This window comes from Bradyrhizobium sp. CCBAU 11430, assembly GCF_028128855.1.
GTDB classification, from domain to species: Bacteria; Pseudomonadota; Alphaproteobacteria; order Rhizobiales; family Xanthobacteraceae; genus Bradyrhizobium; species Bradyrhizobium ottawaense.
The window spans coordinates 52,868-72,340 of the sequence record NZ_LBJV01000063.1 but is presented as its reverse complement, the minus strand read 5'-3'; the positions used below and the strand labels follow the sequence as shown (position 1 = coordinate 72,340).

The 19,473-nt window shown below is 64.8% G+C and carries 24 protein-coding genes; 12 read left to right on the top strand and 12 right to left on the bottom strand.

The annotated features are described in order from the left end of the window. Position 1 precedes the first annotated feature (1 nt). Complete coding sequence (locus XI04_RS22725; protein ID WP_152103048.1) at positions 2-877, top strand: MBL fold metallo-hydrolase; 876 nt, start codon at positions 2-4, stop codon at positions 875-877. A 146-nt stretch (positions 878-1,023) separates the two neighbouring features. Here XI04_RS22725 and XI04_RS22720 read toward each other — a convergent pair whose 3' ends face one another. After that, complete coding sequence (locus tag XI04_RS22720) at positions 1,024-1,272, bottom strand: hypothetical protein (RefSeq protein ID WP_038970146.1); 249 nt, start codon at positions 1,270-1,272, stop codon at positions 1,024-1,026. A gap of 203 nt (positions 1,273-1,475) precedes the next feature. Here XI04_RS22720 and XI04_RS22715 point away from each other — a divergent pair, with 203 nt between their 5' ends. After that, positions 1,476-1,940 (top strand): cupin domain-containing protein, encoded by a 465-nt coding sequence (locus tag XI04_RS22715; protein ID WP_271609741.1) that lies wholly within the window; start codon positions 1,476-1,478, stop codon positions 1,938-1,940. A gap of 18 nt (positions 1,941-1,958) precedes the next feature. Here XI04_RS22715 and XI04_RS22710 read toward each other — a convergent pair whose 3' ends face one another. Beyond that, entirely contained in the window at positions 1,959-2,522 is a 564-nt protein-coding gene (locus XI04_RS22710) for a TetR/AcrR family transcriptional regulator (RefSeq protein WP_038970147.1), read from the bottom strand. 87 nt (positions 2,523-2,609) lie between these two features. Here XI04_RS22710 and XI04_RS22705 point away from each other — a divergent pair, with 87 nt between their 5' ends. After that, positions 2,610-2,981: a nuclear transport factor 2 family protein gene (locus tag XI04_RS22705; protein WP_028144931.1), complete on the top strand. Its 372-nt coding sequence runs from the start codon at positions 2,610-2,612 to the stop codon at positions 2,979-2,981. A 17-nt stretch (positions 2,982-2,998) separates the two neighbouring features. On the opposite strand, the gene XI04_RS22700 is transcribed toward XI04_RS22705, so the two are convergent. Next, positions 2,999-3,961 (bottom strand): alpha/beta hydrolase, encoded by a 963-nt coding sequence (locus tag XI04_RS22700; RefSeq protein ID WP_038970148.1) that lies wholly within the window; start codon positions 3,959-3,961, stop codon positions 2,999-3,001. A gap of 115 nt (positions 3,962-4,076) precedes the next feature. On the opposite strand from XI04_RS22700, the gene XI04_RS22695 reads away from it, so the two are divergent. Both XI04_RS22695 and XI04_RS22690 read left to right on the top strand, forming a co-directional pair. After that, the gene (locus XI04_RS22695) at positions 4,077-4,340 is read left to right on the top strand and encodes a nitroreductase family protein (RefSeq protein WP_271611575.1); all 264 of its coding nucleotides are present in this window, start codon (positions 4,077-4,079) and stop codon (positions 4,338-4,340) included. A gap of 246 nt (positions 4,341-4,586) precedes the next feature. Beyond that, complete coding sequence (locus XI04_RS22690; protein WP_018322924.1) at positions 4,587-4,790, top strand: hypothetical protein; 204 nt, start codon at positions 4,587-4,589, stop codon at positions 4,788-4,790. Between the two features lie 37 nt (positions 4,791-4,827). Here XI04_RS22690 and XI04_RS22685 read toward each other — a convergent pair whose 3' ends face one another. The 3 genes from XI04_RS22685 to XI04_RS22675 are packed head-to-tail and all read right to left on the bottom strand — an operon-like array spanning position 4,828 to position 7,435. Beyond that, positions 4,828-5,946, bottom strand: coding sequence for an HD-GYP domain-containing protein (locus XI04_RS22685; RefSeq protein WP_028144928.1), 1,119 nt, complete (start codon positions 5,944-5,946; stop codon positions 4,828-4,830). 50 nt (positions 5,947-5,996) lie between these two features. Beyond that, a complete protein-coding gene (locus XI04_RS22680; protein WP_028144927.1) occupies positions 5,997-6,329 on the bottom strand; it encodes a PilZ domain-containing protein in 333 nt (110 codons plus the stop codon). After that, on the bottom strand, positions 6,326-7,435 hold the full coding sequence (locus XI04_RS22675) for a DUF2336 domain-containing protein (protein WP_271609740.1): 1,110 nt from the start codon (positions 7,433-7,435) through the stop codon (positions 6,326-6,328). Before XI04_RS22675 ends, XI04_RS22680 begins: the two co-directional genes overlap by 4 nt. Before the next feature lie 298 nt (positions 7,436-7,733). Between XI04_RS22675 and XI04_RS22670 the strand changes: the two genes are divergently transcribed. Both XI04_RS22670 and XI04_RS22665 read left to right on the top strand, forming a co-directional pair. Continuing rightward, entirely contained in the window at positions 7,734-8,681 is a 948-nt protein-coding gene (locus tag XI04_RS22670; protein ID WP_271592551.1) for an AraC family transcriptional regulator, read from the top strand. Positions 8,682-8,729: 48 nt separating this feature from the next. Further along, positions 8,730-9,320, top strand: coding sequence for an NADPH-dependent FMN reductase (locus XI04_RS22665; RefSeq protein WP_028144924.1), 591 nt, complete (start codon positions 8,730-8,732; stop codon positions 9,318-9,320). Positions 9,321-9,326: 6 nt separating this feature from the next. Here the strand turns inward: XI04_RS22665 and XI04_RS22660 are convergent, their stop codons facing one another. The 3 genes from XI04_RS22660 to XI04_RS22650 all read right to left on the bottom strand — a co-directional run bounded on the left by XI04_RS22660 (position 9,327) and on the right by XI04_RS22650 (position 12,917). Then, positions 9,327-11,408 carry a methyl-accepting chemotaxis protein gene (locus XI04_RS22660; RefSeq protein WP_212475995.1) on the bottom strand — a complete coding sequence of 694 codons (2,082 nt, stop codon included), beginning with the start codon at positions 11,406-11,408 and terminating at the stop codon, positions 9,327-9,329. 97 nt (positions 11,409-11,505) lie between these two features. Next, on the bottom strand, positions 11,506-12,291 hold the full coding sequence (locus tag XI04_RS22655) for a 2-keto-4-pentenoate hydratase (RefSeq protein ID WP_028144922.1): 786 nt from the start codon (positions 12,289-12,291) through the stop codon (positions 11,506-11,508). Between the two features lie 14 nt (positions 12,292-12,305). Further along, the gene (locus XI04_RS22650) at positions 12,306-12,917 is read right to left on the bottom strand and encodes a TetR/AcrR family transcriptional regulator (protein ID WP_271609739.1); all 612 of its coding nucleotides are present in this window, start codon (positions 12,915-12,917) and stop codon (positions 12,306-12,308) included. Between the two features lie 101 nt (positions 12,918-13,018). Here XI04_RS22650 and XI04_RS22645 point away from each other — a divergent pair, with 101 nt between their 5' ends. Next, positions 13,019-13,501, top strand: a complete 483-nt coding sequence (locus XI04_RS22645) for a tautomerase family protein (protein WP_028144920.1) — start codon at positions 13,019-13,021, stop codon at positions 13,499-13,501. Positions 13,502-13,540: 39 nt separating this feature from the next. Further along, the gene (locus XI04_RS22640) at positions 13,541-14,317 is read left to right on the top strand and encodes a crotonase/enoyl-CoA hydratase family protein (protein WP_038946588.1); all 777 of its coding nucleotides are present in this window, start codon (positions 13,541-13,543) and stop codon (positions 14,315-14,317) included. Here XI04_RS22640 and XI04_RS22635 read toward each other — a convergent pair whose 3' ends face one another. Further along, the gene (locus XI04_RS22635; protein WP_038946590.1) at positions 14,318-14,761 is read right to left on the bottom strand and encodes a DUF1810 domain-containing protein; all 444 of its coding nucleotides are present in this window, start codon (positions 14,759-14,761) and stop codon (positions 14,318-14,320) included. It lies immediately after the preceding gene. Positions 14,762-14,950: 189 nt separating this feature from the next. Between XI04_RS22635 and XI04_RS22630 the strand changes: the two genes are divergently transcribed. From XI04_RS22630 to XI04_RS22620, 3 genes are all read left to right on the top strand, one after another. Next, positions 14,951-15,901, top strand: coding sequence for a DUF2778 domain-containing protein (locus XI04_RS22630; RefSeq protein WP_038970167.1), 951 nt, complete (start codon positions 14,951-14,953; stop codon positions 15,899-15,901). 66 nt (positions 15,902-15,967) lie between these two features. Then, positions 15,968-16,225: a hypothetical protein gene (locus tag XI04_RS22625; protein ID WP_018322933.1), complete on the top strand. Its 258-nt coding sequence runs from the start codon at positions 15,968-15,970 to the stop codon at positions 16,223-16,225. A 177-nt stretch (positions 16,226-16,402) separates the two neighbouring features. Then, positions 16,403-17,494, top strand: coding sequence for a TRAP transporter substrate-binding protein (locus tag XI04_RS22620; RefSeq protein WP_028144916.1), 1,092 nt, complete (start codon positions 16,403-16,405; stop codon positions 17,492-17,494). A gap of 150 nt (positions 17,495-17,644) precedes the next feature. Here XI04_RS22620 and XI04_RS22615 read toward each other — a convergent pair whose 3' ends face one another. Both XI04_RS22615 and XI04_RS22610 read right to left on the bottom strand, forming a co-directional pair. Next, a complete protein-coding gene (locus tag XI04_RS22615) occupies positions 17,645-18,418 on the bottom strand; it encodes an ABC transporter ATP-binding protein (protein ID WP_212475999.1) in 774 nt (257 codons plus the stop codon). After that, positions 18,415-19,470: a dihydrodipicolinate synthase family protein gene (locus tag XI04_RS22610; RefSeq protein ID WP_095424269.1), complete on the bottom strand. Its 1,056-nt coding sequence runs from the start codon at positions 19,468-19,470 to the stop codon at positions 18,415-18,417. The genes XI04_RS22615 and XI04_RS22610 overlap by 4 nt, the downstream gene beginning before the upstream one ends. Positions 19,471-19,473 lie beyond the last annotated feature (3 nt).

Sequence of the window (19,473 nt, the reverse complement as noted above, 5' to 3'; positions counted from 1 at the left end):
GATGCAGCAACTCCGGATCGGAGACATCACCATCGACGCCGTGATCGAGCGGGAGGGGCCGTGGCGGCGGCCGCAGGATTTCTTCCCGGCCTATGACGAGGGCGTGTACGCCCGTCATCTGCCGACGATGGAGCCGGAGGTCTTTGACGCCGCACGCGGCATGATGGTGATCACCTACCAGACTTTTGTGGTGCGCACGCCGCGTTATACGATCCTCGTGGACACCTGCACCGGGGAGGACAAGGGTCATCCGCCGCCGTTCGATTTTCCCGGCAAGGAGCGTTGGCGCAACGAGCTGTTCGCGCTCGGCATCTCTTTCGAGCAGATCGACTACGTGTTCTGCACGCATCTGCATATCGATCACACCGGCTGGAACACGACGTTGCGCGACGGACGCTGGGTGCCGACGTTTCCGAACGCGAAATACGTCTTTCACAGGGGGGAGTATGCGGCCTGGGAGGCGGAGAACGCCAAGGGCTGTAATCCGCCCGGTACGGTGTTTCGCGACAATTGCCTGCCGATCGTCGAGGCCGGGCAGGCGCTGCTGGTCGACGACGACTACGCGCTCGACGACACCATCACGCTGACGCCGACGCCGGGGCATTCGCCCTGTCATTGCTGCGTGAACATTTTTTCGAAGGGCCAGCGCGCGGTGGTCGCGGGCGACCTCATGCATCACCAGATCCAGTGCCGCGAGCCGGACTGGTCGGCGAAGCCGGATTGGAACCCGAAGCAGTCGGCGCTCTCGCGGCGAAAATTCTTTGCGTCTGTGGCGGACACCGACACGCTGATTTTGCCGGTTCATTTCCCGGCGCCGACGGTGGGGCTGATCAGGCCGCTGGGCGATGCGTTTGATTACAAGTTCAAGCGGGAGTGAAGTGTCTCCGCATCGTCATGGCCGGGCTTGTCCCGGCCATCCACGAACTTTCAAGCGCCACGAAGAACGTGGATGCCCGGGACAAGCCCGGGCATGACGGAGTTCGTGGAGCGATTGTTCGCTAACCAGAGCGAATGCAAAGCGCCTTACGCGCCGACTTCGCACTTCTTCATAAAGCTGTTCTTGGCGGCGCCGGCGAGCGGCTTGCCGTCGGCGCTGACGGCCTTGGGCGTGCAGGCGTCGGCCTTGCACTTCTTCAGGAACGAGGTCTTGGCGGCGCCGGCCAGCGGCTTGCCGTCCTTGCCGACCGCCTTGCTCTCGCAGGTTTCTTGCGCGAAGGCCGAGCCCGCTGCAAAGGTGGCGACAATCGCAGCCAGGAAAATCCGCTTCATCATGGGTGTCTCCGTAAACCAGAAATGGCGGAGAGATTGGAGCCGGGAATCGTGGCGCAATCAAGCTGGATGAGGGCCTGCCATCCGGTCCGGCTGGCGATTTTTTCGAAGCGGAGTCGGCCAGGCTCGCTTCCTGTTGCACTGCTCGCTGACCACGGCGGGCAATGCTGCTAGGCTTGGCCAGCTTAGCCGGACGGAGCATCGTGATGGACGCCGTGATCCCGAAACGCCAGGAAGCCGCCGATCAGCATTCGCATCTGGTTCGGCCTCAAGACATGGATTGGCAGACCACGCGCTTTCCCGGCTGCGAGGCCAAGACGCTGCTGTTCGATCGCCGTACCGGCCTGATGACCGCCTTGATGCGGTTTGCGCCGGGATCGGTGCTGCCCGATCACGAGCATGTCGGCATCGAGCAGAGCTGGGTCATCGAAGGCACGCTCGTCGACAAGGAGGGGCCGGCCAGGGGCATCGCCTGCAAGGCCGGCGAATTCATCTGGCGCGAGGCAGGCAGCCGGCATGCCGCCTGTTGCCCGGACGGGGCCCTGATCCTGGCGATCTTCCAGGTGCCGAACAAGTTCTTCGAAGCCGACGGCCACGTGGTCGACGCCGCCGGTCAGGACTGGGACGAAACCTGGGGACACACGGCGGCGCAGCGGGCGCGGAGCGGGTGATAGGCGGTTCGGCGCGGCTCACGTCTTGCCGCCGATGCTTCTGACGAGCATGGCGACCTGAACGGCGATCAGGCGCCGCATCTCCTTGCCGCTCCTGGCCGTTTCCCGCAGTCCGCGCATGCCGAACACGAGGCAGCGCGCCAAAACTTCGGGCTCGTCCGCTCCCCTTGCAGACCGCACCTGATCGCCGATGAGCTCGACGACCAGGGACTGGAAATTGTCATAGACCTGTCTGACCGCGGGGAAGCGGAGGTCGAAGAGATCGGCCGAATCCGGATGCGCCTCGACCAGGTCGAAGCCATGGCATCCCCAGGATTTGCAGGCGTGGAGCAGCTTGGCGTGAAGCCCGTCGAGGCGGGCGATCGCGGCCCTGATCTCGCGATGCTTCTGCTCGTCCATTCCCCGGATGACTGCCGCGAACACCGCGTCCTTGTCGGGGAAGAGCAGGTAGAGCGCGGGTCGCGATATCACCGCCTCAGAGGCGATGTCGCCCATCGTCGTGCGGGCATAGCCGTAGCGCGAAAAGACCTCGGTCGCGGCCGCGACGGCAAGCTGTTCTTTCGAGGCGCGGGATTGAGCCATGGTCTCCCCATCAATCGTTCGCATCTTGACAAAATGCCTGTAATTGTCAACTTGTCATGATCCGGCAGGGCAGGAGGGTGTTGCGAGATGAACGACGAAGCGCGACTAAAGACGTGGAACGCCTATCAGGCCGCATGGGGGCCCGTTGGGGAGAGCGAGCGACGTCGGCTGCTCGAACAGAGCGTGGCCGCGGATTGCGTCTACACAGATCCGGGTTCGCAGGTTGCGGGGCGGGAAGCCTTGATGGCCCGCATCGGGCAGACGCAGCTAAAATTTCCGGGCGCCTGCTTCAGGAACGACAGCTTCCTCGAACACCACGAGCAGGCGCTTTTCCGCTGGACCATGTACGACGGCACCGGCCGCGTCTTCGTCAAGGGCGAGAGTTTTGGGCGCTTTGGTGCAGATGGCCGCCTGGTTCAGGCGACCGGCTTCTTCGAGCTCCCGGCTGCCACGTCCTGATGGTTGGCCGACGTGGCTCAAACGCCGCGCGCGAGCAGGGCCTTGAAGTCGGCTCGCGCGCGCTGCGCCTCGGCACGCGCGACGTCCGAGGCGTCGCCCATGCCAAAATAGCCGTGGATCAGGCCCGGGCCCTCGTGATGCTTGACCCGCACGCCGGCGGCCTCCAGCGCCCGCGCATAGGCAGCGCCCTCGTCGCGCAGGGGATCGAACCAGGCGGTGGTCACGACCGCGGGTGCAAGGCCCGCAAGTGAGGCGGCCCGCAGCGGCGAGACGCGCCAGTCCAGGGCATGGCCGGGATCGGCGAGATAATGGCCGCAAAACCATTCCATCGTGGCACGCGTCAGAAAGTAGCCCTCGGCATTCTCGGCGCGCGAAGGATAGCGCGCGTTCTCGCGCGCGTCGGCGTAAGCGCCGAGGACGTCGGTCACGGGGTAGACCAGCAATTGTGCGGCGAGCTTGATGCCAGCATCGCGGCAGGCGATCGCAGTGGTCGCGGCGAGATTGCCGCCGGCGCTGTCGCCGGCAACGCCGAGGCGTTTTGCGTCGCCGCCAAATTCCGCGACGCGGTCGAAGATATCACTCACGGCGGCGCAGGCGTCCTCGAACGCGCCCGGAAAGCGAGTCTCCGGCGGGCGGCGATAGTCGACGGAGATGACGACGGCGCCGGTCTCGATCGCAAGGTTGCGCGCCTGCCGGTCATGGGTCTCGAGGTCGCCCGCGACCCAGCCGCCACCGTGGAAGAACACCACGGTTGGCGCGGGCGTGCTGCCGATCCGATAAACGCGTGCAGGAAGCGGGCCGGCGCCGCCTTTCACCTTGATATCCTCGACGCTGTCGACGGGCGGCGGCGGGATGGCGGCGCGCGAGGCAGCCAGTGCGCGCAAGGAATCGCGGGCGCTCTGTGGCGTCATGACCGTGGGATCGCGCATCGGCATGAGCGGAATGATCTGGGCGATGACGGGATCGAGTGGCGTGGCCATGGCAGTTCCTCCAGGGTTCTTGGTCTTGCTTGCGAGTGAGCATAGATTTTGCGCGCCGCATCGGCAACCGGCCGTGTCGTCACGCCGATGGATGAAGGGCAGGGAGGTCCACGAGGTGGAATTCGAAACGCTGGTCCAGTCGCGCCGCAGCGTGCGCGGCTTCAGGAACGGGCCGGTGCCGCGCACGGTGATCGAGGCGATCATCGAGAGCGCCAAGCGTGCGCCGTCGTCGATGAACACTCAGCCCTGGCATGTTCATGTGCTTACCGGCAGCCCGCTCGAGGAGGTCCGCCGCCGCAACATGGACGAGATGATCGGCGGGGCCACCTGCGCTCCGACATCGTGCGCGAGGTCGCGAAAATTCCGGAGGACGAGGTGATCATGACCTGCGTCGCGATGGGCTATCCCGACGACGACTTTGCCGCAAACGCCGTTCGCTCGGACCGCGAGCATAACGAAGAGTTCGTGCGCTACGTGGGTTTTGCCGATTAGGACGATGAAGAGGAGATTATTCTCTCGCAAAATTTTTTTGGTGCGGAGTCGTTCGCAGGCTCTTGCAATCTCGAAAATGCGGGAGGAACAATAAGCCTCGTGATAGGTTTGTTGCTGGCGCGAGGGAATTGACATGCGGCGGCTGGCTAGCTTGGTTCGATGGTTCTTCGGCCCGCGGCTGCGGCGCCCCATCGATGCTGATCCAAGTCTTCCTTTCACACCCGAAGAGTTCGGCCGGCTGATTCGCAGCGGCCGGCATGAGGACATGAAACTGCTGGCCGATGGGCTGGCCTGCCGGTCCATCCCGCACCGCGCCAGCCATCGCGCCACGCATTAGCCGGGGCTCGCTTCGCGGCCATCGCCAGCCGCCGGCCTTATCGCGTGAGCGCGACCTGCCTGAACGAGGTCACCAGCACTTTTTCCAATTTTCCGCTCATCCCGCAGAGGACGTCGTAGGCTTCCGCACGAGGCATGGTGGGCTTGTAATGCCGGTACTCGATCAGCGCTGCGAAGATGTCGGAGATCGTGAGAATCCTTACGACGTCGCCGATGCTCTCGGCGCAGAGCGCATCGGGATAGCCGCTCCCGTCGAGATATTCGTGATGATGGCGAACGGCATCGAGGATCTCCGGCGAAATCTTGTCGTGGCCCTTTAGAAACTCATGGCCAGCGGCCGGATGGGTCTCGATCAGGGCACGTTCCTCCGCATCGAGGCGGCCCGGCTTGTCGAGAATGGCGAGCGGGATCTGCGCCTTGCCGATGTCGTGGAACATGGCCGCCGAGTAGAGGCGCTCCAGATCGGCTCTTCCGACACCGAGGCTCAGGCCGAAGTCGATGGCGACGCCGGTCACGAGCAGGCAGTGCTGATAGGTTCCCTCGTGATGGCGCCGCACCGTCGTGAGCCATTCCGAAAGGCCTCGCTGAGTTATGCGGTCGGCGATCTGGCGGCCGGCCTCCTTGGTGCCATCGACGTCGAGGGGCTGGCCAAGGGTGACGGCCGTAAACATCGAGGCGATCGCGGTTGCCGCGGCCTCGACCGCGTTGTCGGACCGTGCCATCTCGCCCGGCGCGGCGGAGGACGGATCCGCCGGATCGCACAGCGCAGACAGTAGTTTGGGCCGGTTGATCGTACCGGACAGGACGTGCGTCGCCCCGAGCGCGTAGGCTTGCGAGATACCGACGTGAGAGCTGTGCTCGAGGAGAAATATCCGCTTCTTCGCCTTGGCGAGCTTGCCAGCCCGTCTCTTGAGGGCAGCGATATTGTCGACGTCGCGCAGGTCCGCGCGGATGACGATGGCGGCGGGCACCTGCGACAGCTTGGCTTCGGCGTCCAGCCGTTCGCCGGCGACGGCGAAACGGTCCTCAAGGATCGTGCAGACGCCGGCCAGCCTTTCGGACGTATCCGCCAGCACATGCACGAAGGAACGGGCCGCTTCCTTCTCGCGGATGCCGTCCGCGTTGACGGGGCTGAGGATGGTTCGCGCGTCCTGCACGGCTCGACCTGGACTATCGTGGATTGCAATAATTGGGATGAATTGTTGGCCTATTTGCTCCGGGCGACGGTCTGCGTAGCGGCCGAGGGTGCGCTCGCCGGCTTCTTTTTGCCATCAGCGGTGACGAAGTGAATGCCGGCCGTGGTGCCATCGATCCAGACCAGCTCGCAGCGCCGATAGGCGAGCCCGGTCGACGACAGCAGCATGAAGAATTCCTTGGCCTGCAGCACGTCCAGCGTGCCCTCGACCTCGACCTTTGCGCCTGTCTGCGACACGTCGAGCAGAACGCAGCTGCGCCGCCATGTGCCGTCAGAGCCCATCAGATTGACGGCCTGCCTGTGGTCCATCCGCACGCGCGCCGCCTTGCGGCCGTCGAACTTCATCGGCTCCCCCCCGTTTTTGCGCCGCGATCTCGCCGACTGCTCTCCTTGACGCTTGCGGCGATTTCCCCCCACCGCACCGTCCACTGACTGGTCGACAGAAGCAGCGTCTCGAAAACGTGTTGTGCGCGTTCGCGCTCGGCAAAGGAAAGCCTGGTGCCGCTGCGGTTGCTCAGGATGGCAAGCGTGGTCTGCCAGTTCAGCCGCGACGCCCGGCAGGCCATCACCAGGCCCTCGCAATCGCCGTCGGTCATGACGTGCTCGACGATCCCGATGGGGGTCCCCGAAAGCACCGACAAGGCGGTGAACAAATTGGCGGTCTCGCCACGGATCGCGAAGCGGTTCACCGCAGAATCGTTGAGCTTGCCGATGCGGTTGAGCGCGACGATCTCCGGCCGTGCGCTTGCATAGGCGGCCGCGCTAGGCAGCTTGGGCACGATCGGCGCTGCCGCTCGAGGACACGAGACGGTGGAAGCCTTTGGCTCCGCGCGAGCGTCGGGGGCCGGCGAGGCCGGCAGCAACTTCCGCAGGACCGGATCTGGCGTGCCTGGTCTGAGCGCCAGGGCCTTCGTGAGTTCGTCATCGCTTGCACACGTCTCAACGAGCGCGACGTAGGCGGCATCGGAGAACCGTGCCCCTGCGTTACTGATCAGCGCAAGGTGAACGGAGCGGCCGCCGCGCTTGATGAGCGTCTCGGTCAATCGGGGTTCGATGCGCGCTCGGACAGCAATCGCGAGTTGCTGCGGTTCGCCACTCGAAATCGCGATTGTTTCGAGATCGGACGTGGAGAGCGCCTGCGATTTGAGCAGAACGGGGCAGGCCACGCCGGGATTGTCGTGTAAGGCAAGACGTTGCAGGGTCTTCGGCGGAGCCACTTTGAGCTCGGCAAGCGCCGCGCCGAGTTGAATCAATGCGCTGGCCTCGACTCGCTCCGTCAATCGAAGCAGGACGCCGTCGACCACACTGGCCAGCAATTCCTGAGGCCGGTCGCGGCTGCCGGTGAGCAGCTGCAAAATGCCTTCGAGGATGCGAGCGCAGCGGTCCAGCGGGCAAGTTGCGACCGCATCCTCCAACTCGACCAAAATATCAGCAGGCGAATTTGCCATCATGGCAGGAGCCTGAAATAAAATAGCTATACAATTTAACGAGCTTTATTGGGCCTCAAAGGTGTTAATTTTTAATTTTGATAATTAAATCCCAGGTGTTAATGCGCCGCGGCATTTCGGGAAATGCTATCGAAATTCGGCAAGGCTCGACGTCCGGGCTTGTCCTTTCAGTTGGACTCTTCCCAATTGATCAGGACACGTTAGGATTGATTCTTCAGGTCCGACGAAAACCAAAAAGGGGGGAGCGGATCGGCACCGTTGCCAAATGCGCGTCGATTGCGACGCCGGGTTTCGTATTTTCATGAACAGCATTGATGATGTGCCCAGGCTGGCACTCAAGACATTTCGTTTTTCAGATGTCGACGAATTTCGAAGCGCCATACGCGGGCTGAATTTCGAGTTCACGCCTTTCGTACGGAAGATTTCGTCTGAGCAGACAATTCTGTCGTTGCCCGGGTGCGACGTGAATTTGACGCGCGCGTTTCCCCGGGTCGTTGATGCACAGCTCGTCGGGAATTGCACGGCGATCGGCTTCACGATGGACGACCTCAACGTCCCCATTCGCTTCAATGGCTCGCAACGTGCACGTCCAGTCGTGGTCATTGGCAGCGGCGGTGCGGCCTACACCGTCATCGAGGAGGTGCAGCGGCAAATCGCCTCAGTGATTTTCAGCCCGGAGGTGAGGGACCGCGGCTGGCCCAGGGCTTCCCAGAGCTTCAAGATTTTCGAAACGAGTGCCGCTGGCCTGGACCGGCTGCGCCGTGTGGTGCGTGAGGTGCTGGCCGCGGCCTCAGAGCCCGTCGAGGCGTCAGATCTCCCGGTCAAGGCAAGAGCAATGAAGGAATCCCTGCTCGCGGCCGTCGACCACGTGTTGGGAGATGTCGTTTCGGTCCGCTGGACGCTGCGCCCCAATGACGAGCGGAACTTCAGGATGTTCCGGGATATCAGTGCGCTACTGTCCGATGACCTCTCCCAGCCGATCTACAGCGAGGAGATTGCCCGCAAGCTCGGACTGTCCGTCCGCACCATGCACGACGTCATCCGCCGCTATCGCGGCATGAGCCTGCACCGTTACTTGCGCCTGCGTCGGCTGTGGCTGGTGCGCCGGCGGCTGCTCGCCGGCGCCGACAGCGTCAAGGCGGTGGCTCTTGCGTTCGGCTTCTGGCATCTCAGCGACTTCTCCCGAAGTTACCGCGACCAGTTTGGCGAGACGCCGTCGCAAACGCTGGAGCGCGGACGCGGGCGATAGTTGACGGATCGAGTAGGGCCGGACGCCGGTTTGTGCTACCGTCCGGCCATGAGCAATCGCATCCTCGTCCTCTACGGTTCCTACCGTTCCGACCGCATGGGCATCCGCCTTGCGAATTTCGTCATCAATCGGCTGCGCGCGCGCGGCGACGATGTCACCTTCATCGACGCCAAGGCGATCGGCCTGCCGATGCTCGACCGCATGTACAAGGAGTATCCGAAGGGTTCGGCACCTGAAGCGCTGGAGATTCTGGCTGGACAGATCCGCGGCGCCGACGGATTTGTCTTCGTCACCGGCGAATACAATTGGGGTATCCAGCCCGGCCTCAAGAATCTCACCGACCACTTCCTCGAAGAGTGGTTCTGGCGTCCGGCCGCGATCGTGAGCTATTCGGCCGGCCGCTTCTCGGGCGCGCGCGCCGCCACCGCCTGGCACGGCACGCTGTCGGAGATGGGCATGGTGGTGGTGTCCAGCACCATCGGCGTCGGCCCGATCGCGCAGACGCTGTCGGCCGAGGGCGAGCCGATCGGTGATGGCGGCAAGGCCCTGGAGCGCTCGTTCCCGCGCTTTGCCGACGATCTCACCTGGTGGATCGAGGCGGCGAAGGCGCAGCGGGCGCGCAAGGCGCCGCCTTACTGAGGCTCGTTACGCCGCCCTGACCTCGCCGAGGAAGCGGTCGAACTGGCCGGCGAGATCGCGCGACTGGGTCGAGAGCTGCTCGGCGGCGCCGAGCACTTCCCTTGCAGCTGCGCCGGTGTCGTCGGCGGCGCGCTGCACGCCTGCGATGTTGGTGTTGACCTCCTGGGTGCCGCGGGCGGCCTCCTGGACGCTGCGGGCGATCTCCTTGGTCGCCGAGCCCTGTTCCTCGATCGCCGCGGCGATCGCGGTGCCGATCTGGTCGATCTCGCCGATGACGTCGGCGACGTTGCGGATCGCGGCCACGGTCTCGTCGCTCGCGCTCTGGATCGCCGTGATCTGCTCGGAGATTTCGGTGGTCGCCTTGGCAGTCTGGCCCGCCAGCGATTTCACTTCGGAGGCGACCACGGCAAAGCCGCGGCCGGCCTCGCCGGCGCGGGCGGCCTCGATGGTCGCGTTCAGCGCCAGAAGATTGGTCTGCTCGGCAATGCTCTGGATCAGCGTGACGACGTCGCCGATCTTCTGCGCGCCCTCGGCGAGGGTGCGTGCGGTGTCGCCGGTGCGGCGGGCGTTCTCGACGGCGCGGGCCGCGATCTCGGTGGATTGTGCGACCTGACGGCCGATCTCGGAGATCGAGGAGGTCAGCTCTTCGGTGGCGCTGGCGACGGTCTGCACGTTGGTCGAGGTCTGCTCCGACGCTGTGGCGACGACCGCGGCCTGGCTGTTGGTCTGGGCCGCCGTCGAGGTCATCGACTGTGCGGTGCTTTCCATGGTCGAGGAGGCCCGGGACAGGCCGCCGACGAGCTCGGTGACCTTGGCCTCGAACGCGCGGGTGAGCTCGTCGAGCGCCTGGGCGCGGCGCATCTTGCCGTCATTCTCGGCCTGCTTCTCGGCCGCGAGCCGGTCGGCCCGGATCATGTTGTCCTTGAAGACCTGGACGGCGGCAGCCATCGCCCCGATCTCGTCGGAGCGCGCGGCGCCGGGGATACTTTCGGCAACCTCGCCCTCGGCAAGCCGCGACATCCGGCTCGTCAGGCTGACGATCGGCGCGCAGACGCGGCGGCGAACCATCACGATGAGGCCGACGCTCGCGACGAGCACGGCGGCAAGGCCTGCAAGCGCGATGGTGAAGCTGGTGCGCGCGGCCGAGGAGGCGCCGGCGAGGATCTGCTCGGCATTATCGTAGAACGCGTCGCGGACCTCGATGATGGTGCTGAGGCCGCGCTGCGTGGCGGCGTAATAGGTGTCCATGTCGTGTTCGTACTTGCCGCTGACCGCGCCGTCCTTGACGAGCTTGAGCTCGCGGCCAAATTCCTCGACATAGATCGAATTGAACTTTTCGAGCGCAGCGCCGACGTTCGCCGGCGTTGCCGGATTGCCGCGCAACTCCAGTAGTGCCATCACGAGCTGGTCGTTGCGGCCCTGCGAGCGGCCGATGTCGGCCTTCTCGGCGTCGGTCGCCGGCTTCTTGCCGCCGACGAGGTTCTTGTGCAGGCTGGAGTTGAAGCCGCCGACGTCGCGCAACGTCATGGCGGTATTGGCGTAGCTGGCCTGCCGGTAGGCATCACCGTTCAGGATCGCCATGCGGCGGACCTGCTCGTTCAGCAGCGCGGTCACGCCGCTGTTGAGCACGGCATTGTCGGTGACGATCTTCTTGGCCGCGTCCTTGCGGGCCTCCGCCGGCCCGGTGAGCGCCTTGTCGATGGCCTCGCGCAAGGCGGTGAATTTCGCATTGATGCCATCGATGTTGCTGCCGATGGTGTTGCCGTCGTCGAACGAGCCGGGCAGCTCCTTGCGCAGCGCGTTCATCCTGTCGCGGGCGCCGTCGGTCTGCTTGCGCAGCTTGTCCTGTTCGGCGAGCAGCGCAGGGTCGATGGTGGCAGGGCCGTAGAGGATGTTGGTGGAAAAGCCGCGCTCGGGGTTGAGATAGCGCGGGATGTCGCTGGCAGCGCGGACGATCGCCAGGCGGCCTTGCGCCTCGCTGATCCGCTCCATCGTCTGGTACTTGGTCACGGCAACATAGACGGCGAGGCCGCCGCCCACGGTCGAGAGCGAGACGATGGCGGTGGTCAGGAGCGTACCGATTTTCATGATCTATCCGGCAATTGGCGCGGGGGAGAAAGATATTCTCCGAAAGTTAGGATGCCCGTGTTAATCTCGGGTTTACGCTCAGGCCGATGGCGCCCTCTCAACTGTAGGTCGCGCTTACCGATCCCAGCGGACCAAAATCGGCAACGTAGGTTTCGCCAGCCTTCGGCCGCAGCATGCCAGTCAGCGTGCCCGTGCTGATCGTCTGGCCGGCCTTGAGACCGATGCCTGTCCGCGACAGCTCGTTGGCAAGCCAGGTCAGCGGCACCAGCGGATGGTCAATCGCCTCTGCAGCGGAGCCGCGGCGCCTCTCGGCGCCATTGCAATTGAGGATGACGTGCTGATTGGCGATGTCGCGGTGGCGCCAGTCGGTGATGGGCTCTCCGAGCACGATCGTTCCCGATCCAGAGCCGTCCGCCATGATCGCCGGCATTGCGGGAAATGCCGCATCGTGAACGAAGCGGCACTCCGCTAGCTCGATGCCGGGATGCAACGAGGCGACGGCGTCGCCGACCTCACCCACCGCATAGGGCTTCGCGCGCGGTGGCAGGTCGGCGCCGAGACGTGCCTGATACTCGACTTCCGGTATCGGGCTGCATTGCCTGGCGTGCTCGACGCTGGCGGGCGAGCTCTTGATCAGAGGCGCGAACACTCGCCCATAGATCGGCGAAGAGATCCGGAGCTGGCGCTGGAGTCCGGGCTTCATGCCGGCGATCTTCCAGCCGACGACATCCCAGCCCAATTCCTCTTCCACCATCCGTGCAACGTGGTACGCCGTGTCTGCATCCGGCGGGACCAGCCGTTCTTCGAGGCCGCTTTGTTGCCGGCCCTCGCGGCGCAATTTGGCGAGATGACGGGCGAGTTCGCGCTGTCGGGAAAGGTCCACGGTGCGTCTCCAATCTATCCGTTGGTGCGGGCGAGGGCGGCGTCCAGCACCGTCTCCAGTTCCTCTTGAACCTGATCGAGCGCATCGGCACTGCGATTGGCGCGGCACATGGCGACCGTGCCTTCGATCGCGGCGACGACGAGTGTCGCTAGCCGCTCGGCGCGCTCCGCGGCCAGCCCTTCGCGCAGCAAGGCTGCGCGCATGATTTGCCGCCACTCGGCGAACACCCCGTCGGCGAGGTCGAGCAGATGCTGCTGCGCCGCCTCATCGTCCTTGTCGGAGGCCTCCCCGACATAGCCATCGACGGCGACCGCGAGCACCGGACATCCGGCCTTGAAGCCGGTCGCCTCGAGCCGGCGGCGATAGGACGCGACGAAGGCCCGCAGGCCGTCGATCACGCCGCGATCGCGCATGGCTTTCTCCAGAGGAGTAGCGACCTCCCTGCCGGCGAAGGTCACGGCCTCGGCGATCAACTGCCGCTTGCCGTCCGGAAAGTGGTGACTGATTGAGCCGCGCGGCGTCGCCGTATGGCGGACGACGTCGCGCATGCTGGTGGCGTTGACGCCGCGGCGGCTCATCAAATCGGCGGCGCCGGCGATCATCTTGTCGCGGGTAGTGGAGGTCATGGGAAATCCCTGGTCGGCGTTCTGATCTAGACTATGACGCTTGACATAAGCAAGCGGGACTGAAATATGACGATCGTCATAATTCTCTTGGAGGGCGCCTTTTGACCATCATTACCGTGACCGCGCCTGCGGGCCGGCTCAGCCTGACCCAGCGCCGCCGCCTCGCGGAAAGCCTGACCGATGCCGTGCTCGAGCCTGAGATCGGCCAGCACGTGGCGGCCGCGCGAATGGGCTTTCAGGTCCATTTCCACGACTTGGCGGCTGACTGCATGGCGATCGGCGGCCAGCTCCTGTCCGATCAGCACAGCCCGCGCGACATCATCACCGTCAGGATTGCGGTGATGAACGCGGCCTGGCCGGCGGAGGTGCGCGCCGAGGTGATCCGCAACGTGCTCGCGCGGCTCGCGGAGGCCTGCGGCATGCAGACGCCGGCGCCCACCTGGTGGGTCAATCTCGAGGTCATCGACGAGGGAAGCTGGGGATCGCGGGGTGGCGTGCTCTCGATCCTTCAACTGCTCGAATCCGGCGTGTTCACGCCGGAGCGGATCAAGGCGATCCGCGGGGCGATTCAGCCGTCGGCCTGACGCCCGCCGACACCGAACGACAATCATGGAGAGACACACATGAGCGAGGGACAGATCCGCACCGAGGTGCACGGCCATGTTCTCAAGATCCTCATCGACAATGCCGCGAAGAAGAACGCGTTCACGCCGGTGATGATGGAGCAATTGTCCGATGCGCTGACCGAGTTGCACAATAACGATGCCTACCGCGTCGGCGTGATCTGCGCCGAGGGCAGGGACTTCACCGCAGGTCTCGACATGCCGAAATTCTTCGGGCCCACCGCGGAGAAGCGCAACATCCGGGAAGGCAATGTCGATCCGTTTGGCCTTGCCAAGCGCTGCCGCAAGCCTGTTATCACCGCCGTGCAGGGCATCGTGTTCACCATCGGCATCGAGCTGATGCTCGCCGGCGACATCGTGGTGACCGCCGCGGATGCGCGCTTCTGCCAGATGGAATCCAAGCGCGGCATCGCGCCGCTTGGCGGAGCGCATTTCCGCTTCCTGTCGCGCGCCGGCTGGGGCGACGCGATGTACCATCTGTTCCTGTGCGACGAATTTTCGGCCGAGCGGGCCCACGCGATCGGTCTCGTCCAGGAGGTCGTGCCGGCAGGCGAGCAGGTCGAGCGTGCGATGGCACTTGCCGCCATCATCGCGCGCAATGCGCCGCTCGGCATCCAGGTCACCAAGGAAGCGGCGGCCAAGTACGTCGAAGGCGGCGAGGCGGCGGCGATCGCCTACATTCCGGAGATCCGTGCCCGCGTGCTCGGCAGCGCGGACGCGAAGGAAGGCATTCAGTCCTTCATCGAGCGTCGTGCCGCCATCTTCCAGGGACGTTGATCAACGCGGAGCTTGCCGATCCAGCTTCGACAGGATCTCCAGCGTTGCGGCGTCGCGCTCGCCGGCGAAATAGCGGGCGAGTGCCTCGCCGAAAACCGGCTCATCGGAGACCGCGCCGAACAGCGTCATCGACGAGCGGAATTTGGCATCGTCAGGCGCACCGAGGATGGCGTTGATGGTTCGCCCGTCGACGGCGAGCACGAGGCGGGTGCATTCGACCAGGCGCGGACCGAGGACGGGGTGCGCGAGATAGGCCTTCGCCTCCGCCCGCGAGCCGATGGCGTAGCGCTGCGACATGGCGCTGAAGCCGAGGCCCGCGATTTGTGGGAAGACGAACCACATCCAGTGAGTCTGCTTCCGGCCCCGGGCCAGCTCCCCCTGGACGTCGCGAAAAACCGTGTTCTGGGCCGTTACGAAGCGCTCTAGATCGAAAGGATCGGTCATTGGATACCTTGGAGGGCCTTGCCGGCCGCGATTATGCCTAACTTTTGGCTCCCAATGTGGTAGCTGGTATAGAGTTTCCGGGCGGGGGTTGGGCCCCCCGGGGGTCGATTTGGGGATCTGATGGTTTCCGACGCAGCACATGCCGAGAGGCTGTTGTCGCGCCGCCGTGTCGGGCGAGCCGAAAGAGTTCTGCTGTCTCTGGCCGCCGTCGCGCTGGCGCTGGGGGCTGCTGCCTGGGTTGTCGATACCGGCGACACGACCCCGCTGGTCACCGCTGCACTGCCGCCGGCCAATAGCCCGTCTTTCGAGGACCGTTTCGCGTCGGCGTCCGGCAATCCGCCCGCCCGCGAGCTTGGCCTGCGGACGATGGAGCGTTCCGCCCTGAGTGCGGTCCAGCTCAAGCTCCGCGATGCCAAGGCGATGCTCGCCCAGAAGCTCCAGGGCGACGATTGGCGCTCGACCCTGACCGATGATGACCGGCACGTGGTTGACGAGACGCGGCCGTCGCAGCGTGCCGACGCCATCCCGATGCCGCGCTCGCGCCCGACGCAGGCGGACTTCTCCGCCCAGATCGCGTCCAGCCAAGCCTATGCCGAGACCAACCCAAGGGTCGACAACCGCAACTTCTTCGAAAAATTCACCGACAAGATCAGGCTGGCCTCGCTGACGCCCGGCGACGGCCTGTTCGGCAAGGCGCCGGATCTGGCCGCCCTCGGCTACGATTCGCGGACGGCGGTCTATGACATCAAGGCCAAGGCGCTTTACCTGCCGAGCGGCGTCGCGCTGGAAGCCCATTCCGGCATGGGCGCGCTGATGGACGACCCCAATCATGTCGACCAGCGCATGGTCGGCGCGACTCCACCCGCAACCTACGACCTGAAGCCGCGCGAAAAGCTGTTCCACGGTGTCCGCGCGCTGCGCCTGACGCCCACCGATGGCACAAGCGCGCTCGGCCGCGTCGGCCTTCTCACCCACAATTACATGCTCGGGCCGCGCGGCGATTCCAACGGCTGCGTCTCGATCAAGGACTATGATCGCTTCCTCAAGGCTTACGACAATGGCGAGTTCAACCGCCTGGTCGTGGTGCCGAGCTTGAGCGGATCTGCGACTGCCTCGCAGCGCGCCAGCACTGACTCCTGATATTCGCCTGCTGCGGCGGGGCTGCCGTTTCCCCTTCGTTAAGCCGTCATCGTCCAGAAGCAGCCTATGAGTGATCCATCAAGTTCCGAGACCCCGCTGCGTACGACGTTCAAGATCAAGCTGAACGGCGACACGTTGGCGATCGCGACCGTCGGTCAGGCCTATCAATTCCTCACCAACTTCAAGTCGGTCGAATGGATGGAATTCCGCTCCCTGCACGAGGACGCCGTCGAGGCTCTGGAAGGCGCAGCCGGTAACGCGATGCTGGCGGTGCAGGCGACCAACGCCGTGCGCGCGCTGTTCGTCAGCGCCAAGCTGCTCTGAAGCCTTTCAGCTCACAGTCTCGTTGCCCGGCGGGAGCGCAGCGTCATCCGGGACCCATGTCCTCGCGCATCTTGTCCTCGCGCATCTTGAACTCTGCTTTGGGAACGGGCAAACGGTCCGCGAAGATCGTCGCCGCAAGCCCATATGTTTGAAATTTAGTTCAGGGAGAGACCCATCATGAAACGCCGTACATTCCTCCAGGGCGGCGCGGTTGCCGGCGCGACGACGCTGGTCGCCGCACCTGCGATCGCGCAGAGCGCGCCGGAGATCAAATGGCGCCTGACGTCGAGCTTCCCGAAGTCGCTCGACACCATCTACGGCACGGCGCAGACCTTCGCGAAATACGTCGCCGAGGCCACCGACAACAAATTTCAGATCCAGACCTTCGCGGCAGGCGAGCTCGTTCCCGGTCTCCAGGCGCTCGATGCCGTCAGCGTCGCGTCCGTCGAGATGGCGCAGACGCCGCTCTATTTCTACATCGGCAAGGAGCCGGCGCTGGCCTATGCCACCGGCGCGCCGTTCGGCATGAACCATCGCCATCAGGAATCGTGGTGGCACTTCGGTGGCGGCGCCGACCTCACCAACGAGGCGCTCAAGCCTTTCAAGGCGCACGCCATCCTCTGCGGCAATTCGGGCACCCAGATGGGCGGCTGGTTCCGCAAGGAGATCAAGACCGTCGACGATCTCAAGGGCCTCAAATTCCGCATCGCCGGCATGGGCGGCCATGTGCTGGCACGGCTCGGCATCGTGCCGCAGCAGCTCGCGGGCGGCGACGTCTATTCGGCACTGGAGAAGGGCTCGATCGACGCCGCCGAATTCGTCGGCCCCTATGACGACGAGAAGCTCGGCTTTCAGAAGGTCGCCAAGTACTACTACTTCCCCGGCTGGTGGGAGGGCGGCGCGATGCTGCACATGATCGTCAATGATGAGAAATGGGCATCGCTGCCGAAGCAGTATCAGGCCATCGTCAACCAGGCCGCCTCGGCGGCCGGCGCCTGGATGCTCGAGAAATACGACAGCGTGAATCCGGCGGCGCTGAAGCGGCTGATCGCCAACGGCGCGGAGCTGAAGGCGTTCCCGCAACCGGTGCTGGAGGCCTGCTACAACGCGACCCAGGACCATCTGAACGAGCTCGCCGCCAAGAGCGACCTGTTCAAGCGGACCAAGGACAGCCACGACGCGTATATGAAGGAGCTGCTGTTCTATACGCAGATCGCGGAGAACTTCTACGACAACTATCTGCTCAGCAAGATGCGCAACAAGAGCTGATTGTGAGGAGGGCGCGGTGACAACGCCGCGCCCGGCTCTCGTAGGGTGGGCAAAGGCGCGCTTGCGCCGTGCCCACGACTGCCCCGCGTTTCATAGAATTGGTGGGCACGCTCCGCTTTGCCCACCCTACGGCACCTGTCGTGTGGCGCCTCACACCGCGCCCAGACCCAGCTTCGCATAGATGCGCCTTGCATAGGCGCCGAACGCATCGGTCGTCTTCAGCGGAAGATCGCGCGGGAAGGGCAGGTCGATCGGGAAATAGTCGGCCATCTTCGCCGGTCCCGCCGTCAGCACCGCGCAATGCGACGACAGGAACACCGCCTCCTGGATCGAATGCGTGACGAAGACGATGGTCTTGCCGCTCTCCCGCCAGATCCGCAGCATCTCCAGATTCATCTGCTCGCGCGTCAGCGCGTCCAGCGCGCCGAACGGCTCGTCCATCAGGATCAGCTTTGGATCGTGAATGAAGGCGCGCGCGATCGCGGTGCGCTGCTGCATGCCGCCGGACAGCTGCTGCGGATATTTCTGTTCAAAGCCGGCGAGCCCGACCAGGTTGAGCAGGTCGCGCGCCCGCTCGCGCGCAGCCTTCATCGGCAGGCCGACGATCTCGGCCGGCAACAGCACGTTGTCCAGGATCGTCCGCCATTTCAGCAGCAAGGCCTGCTGGAACACCATGCCGATGTCGCGGCTCGGATCGAACGGGCTCTCGGCGTTCCCGATCTTCACCGTGCCGCCGTCGGCGCCGTGCAGGCCAGCCAGGATCTTCATCACCGTGGTCTTGCCGCAGCCCGACGGGCCGACCAGCGAGACCAGCTCGCCTTCCTGCACGTCCATGGTGACGTCCGACACGGCCAGAAACTCGGCGCCGCCGCTGCGATAGACCTTGCGGACGCCCTGCAGGCTGATGAAGGGGGCTGGGCTCATGCCAGCCACTTGTCCCGATTCGCGGCGACGAAGGCATCGTCGCTGAGGTCGGCGTGCGCGCGATAGACGCGGTCGATCTCCTCTTTCTGACCCGGGCTGAGGCCCTCGTCCGGATCGAGGCACCACAGGCCTTGCATCAGGCCCTGGCGCCGCAGCACTTCATGGCAGCCGGCGATGCAGCCGTGGAAATTGTTGGCGACGTCGAAGAAGGCGCTGTTGCAGTCGGTGACGCGGGCATCGAGCGCCAGCAGGTCGGCCGGCACGCTATCCTTGTGCCGCGCCGCCTTGCAGCGTTCGAACTGCTTGATCGCGCTCGCCGTCCACACCGACCAATGGCCGAGCAGACCGCCCTTGAAGTAGGTGCGCGTGGTGACGCCGTTGTCGCGCAGATCGAACGGAAGCATCAGGTCGAGCAGGATGTGGTCGTCATTACCGGTGTAGAGCGCGACGCGGTCGAGCGCGCCCGCGGCCGCGACGCCGCGCAGGACGTCGAGGGTGCGATAGCGGTTGAACGGCGCGATCTTGATCGCGATGACGTTGTCGATCGAGGCGAAGCGCTGCCAGAACCGGGCGGAGAGGATGACGCCGCCGACGGCCGGCTGAAGATAGAAGCCGACCAGCGGGATCTCGGCGGCGACCGTCGTGCAGTGCGCGATGATCTCGTCCTCGGAGGCGCTCTTCATCGCGGCGAGGCTGAGGAGGCCGGCATGATAGCCGATGTCGCGCGCGGTGCGGGCTTCGGTAACCGCCTGTCTTGTCGGACCCGCGAGGCCTGCGACCATCGCCAGCGGTCGCTTGGTCCAGCTCGCCGCGGTCTCGGCGGCGAGCTCGAGCACCGGACGGTAGAGACCGACGTCTCGGATCGCGAACTGCGTGGTGTGCACGCCGACCGCTAGGCCGCCTGAGCCGGCGTCGATGTAATAGCGCGTCAGCGCACGCTGGTGCGTCTTGTCGAGCTGGCGCGCAGCAGTGAGTGCGAGCGGATGCGCCGGTATCACGGTGCCCTCAGTGATCAGGTTGCGGATGTCGCTGTTGATCTGGCTGTGATGCATGAT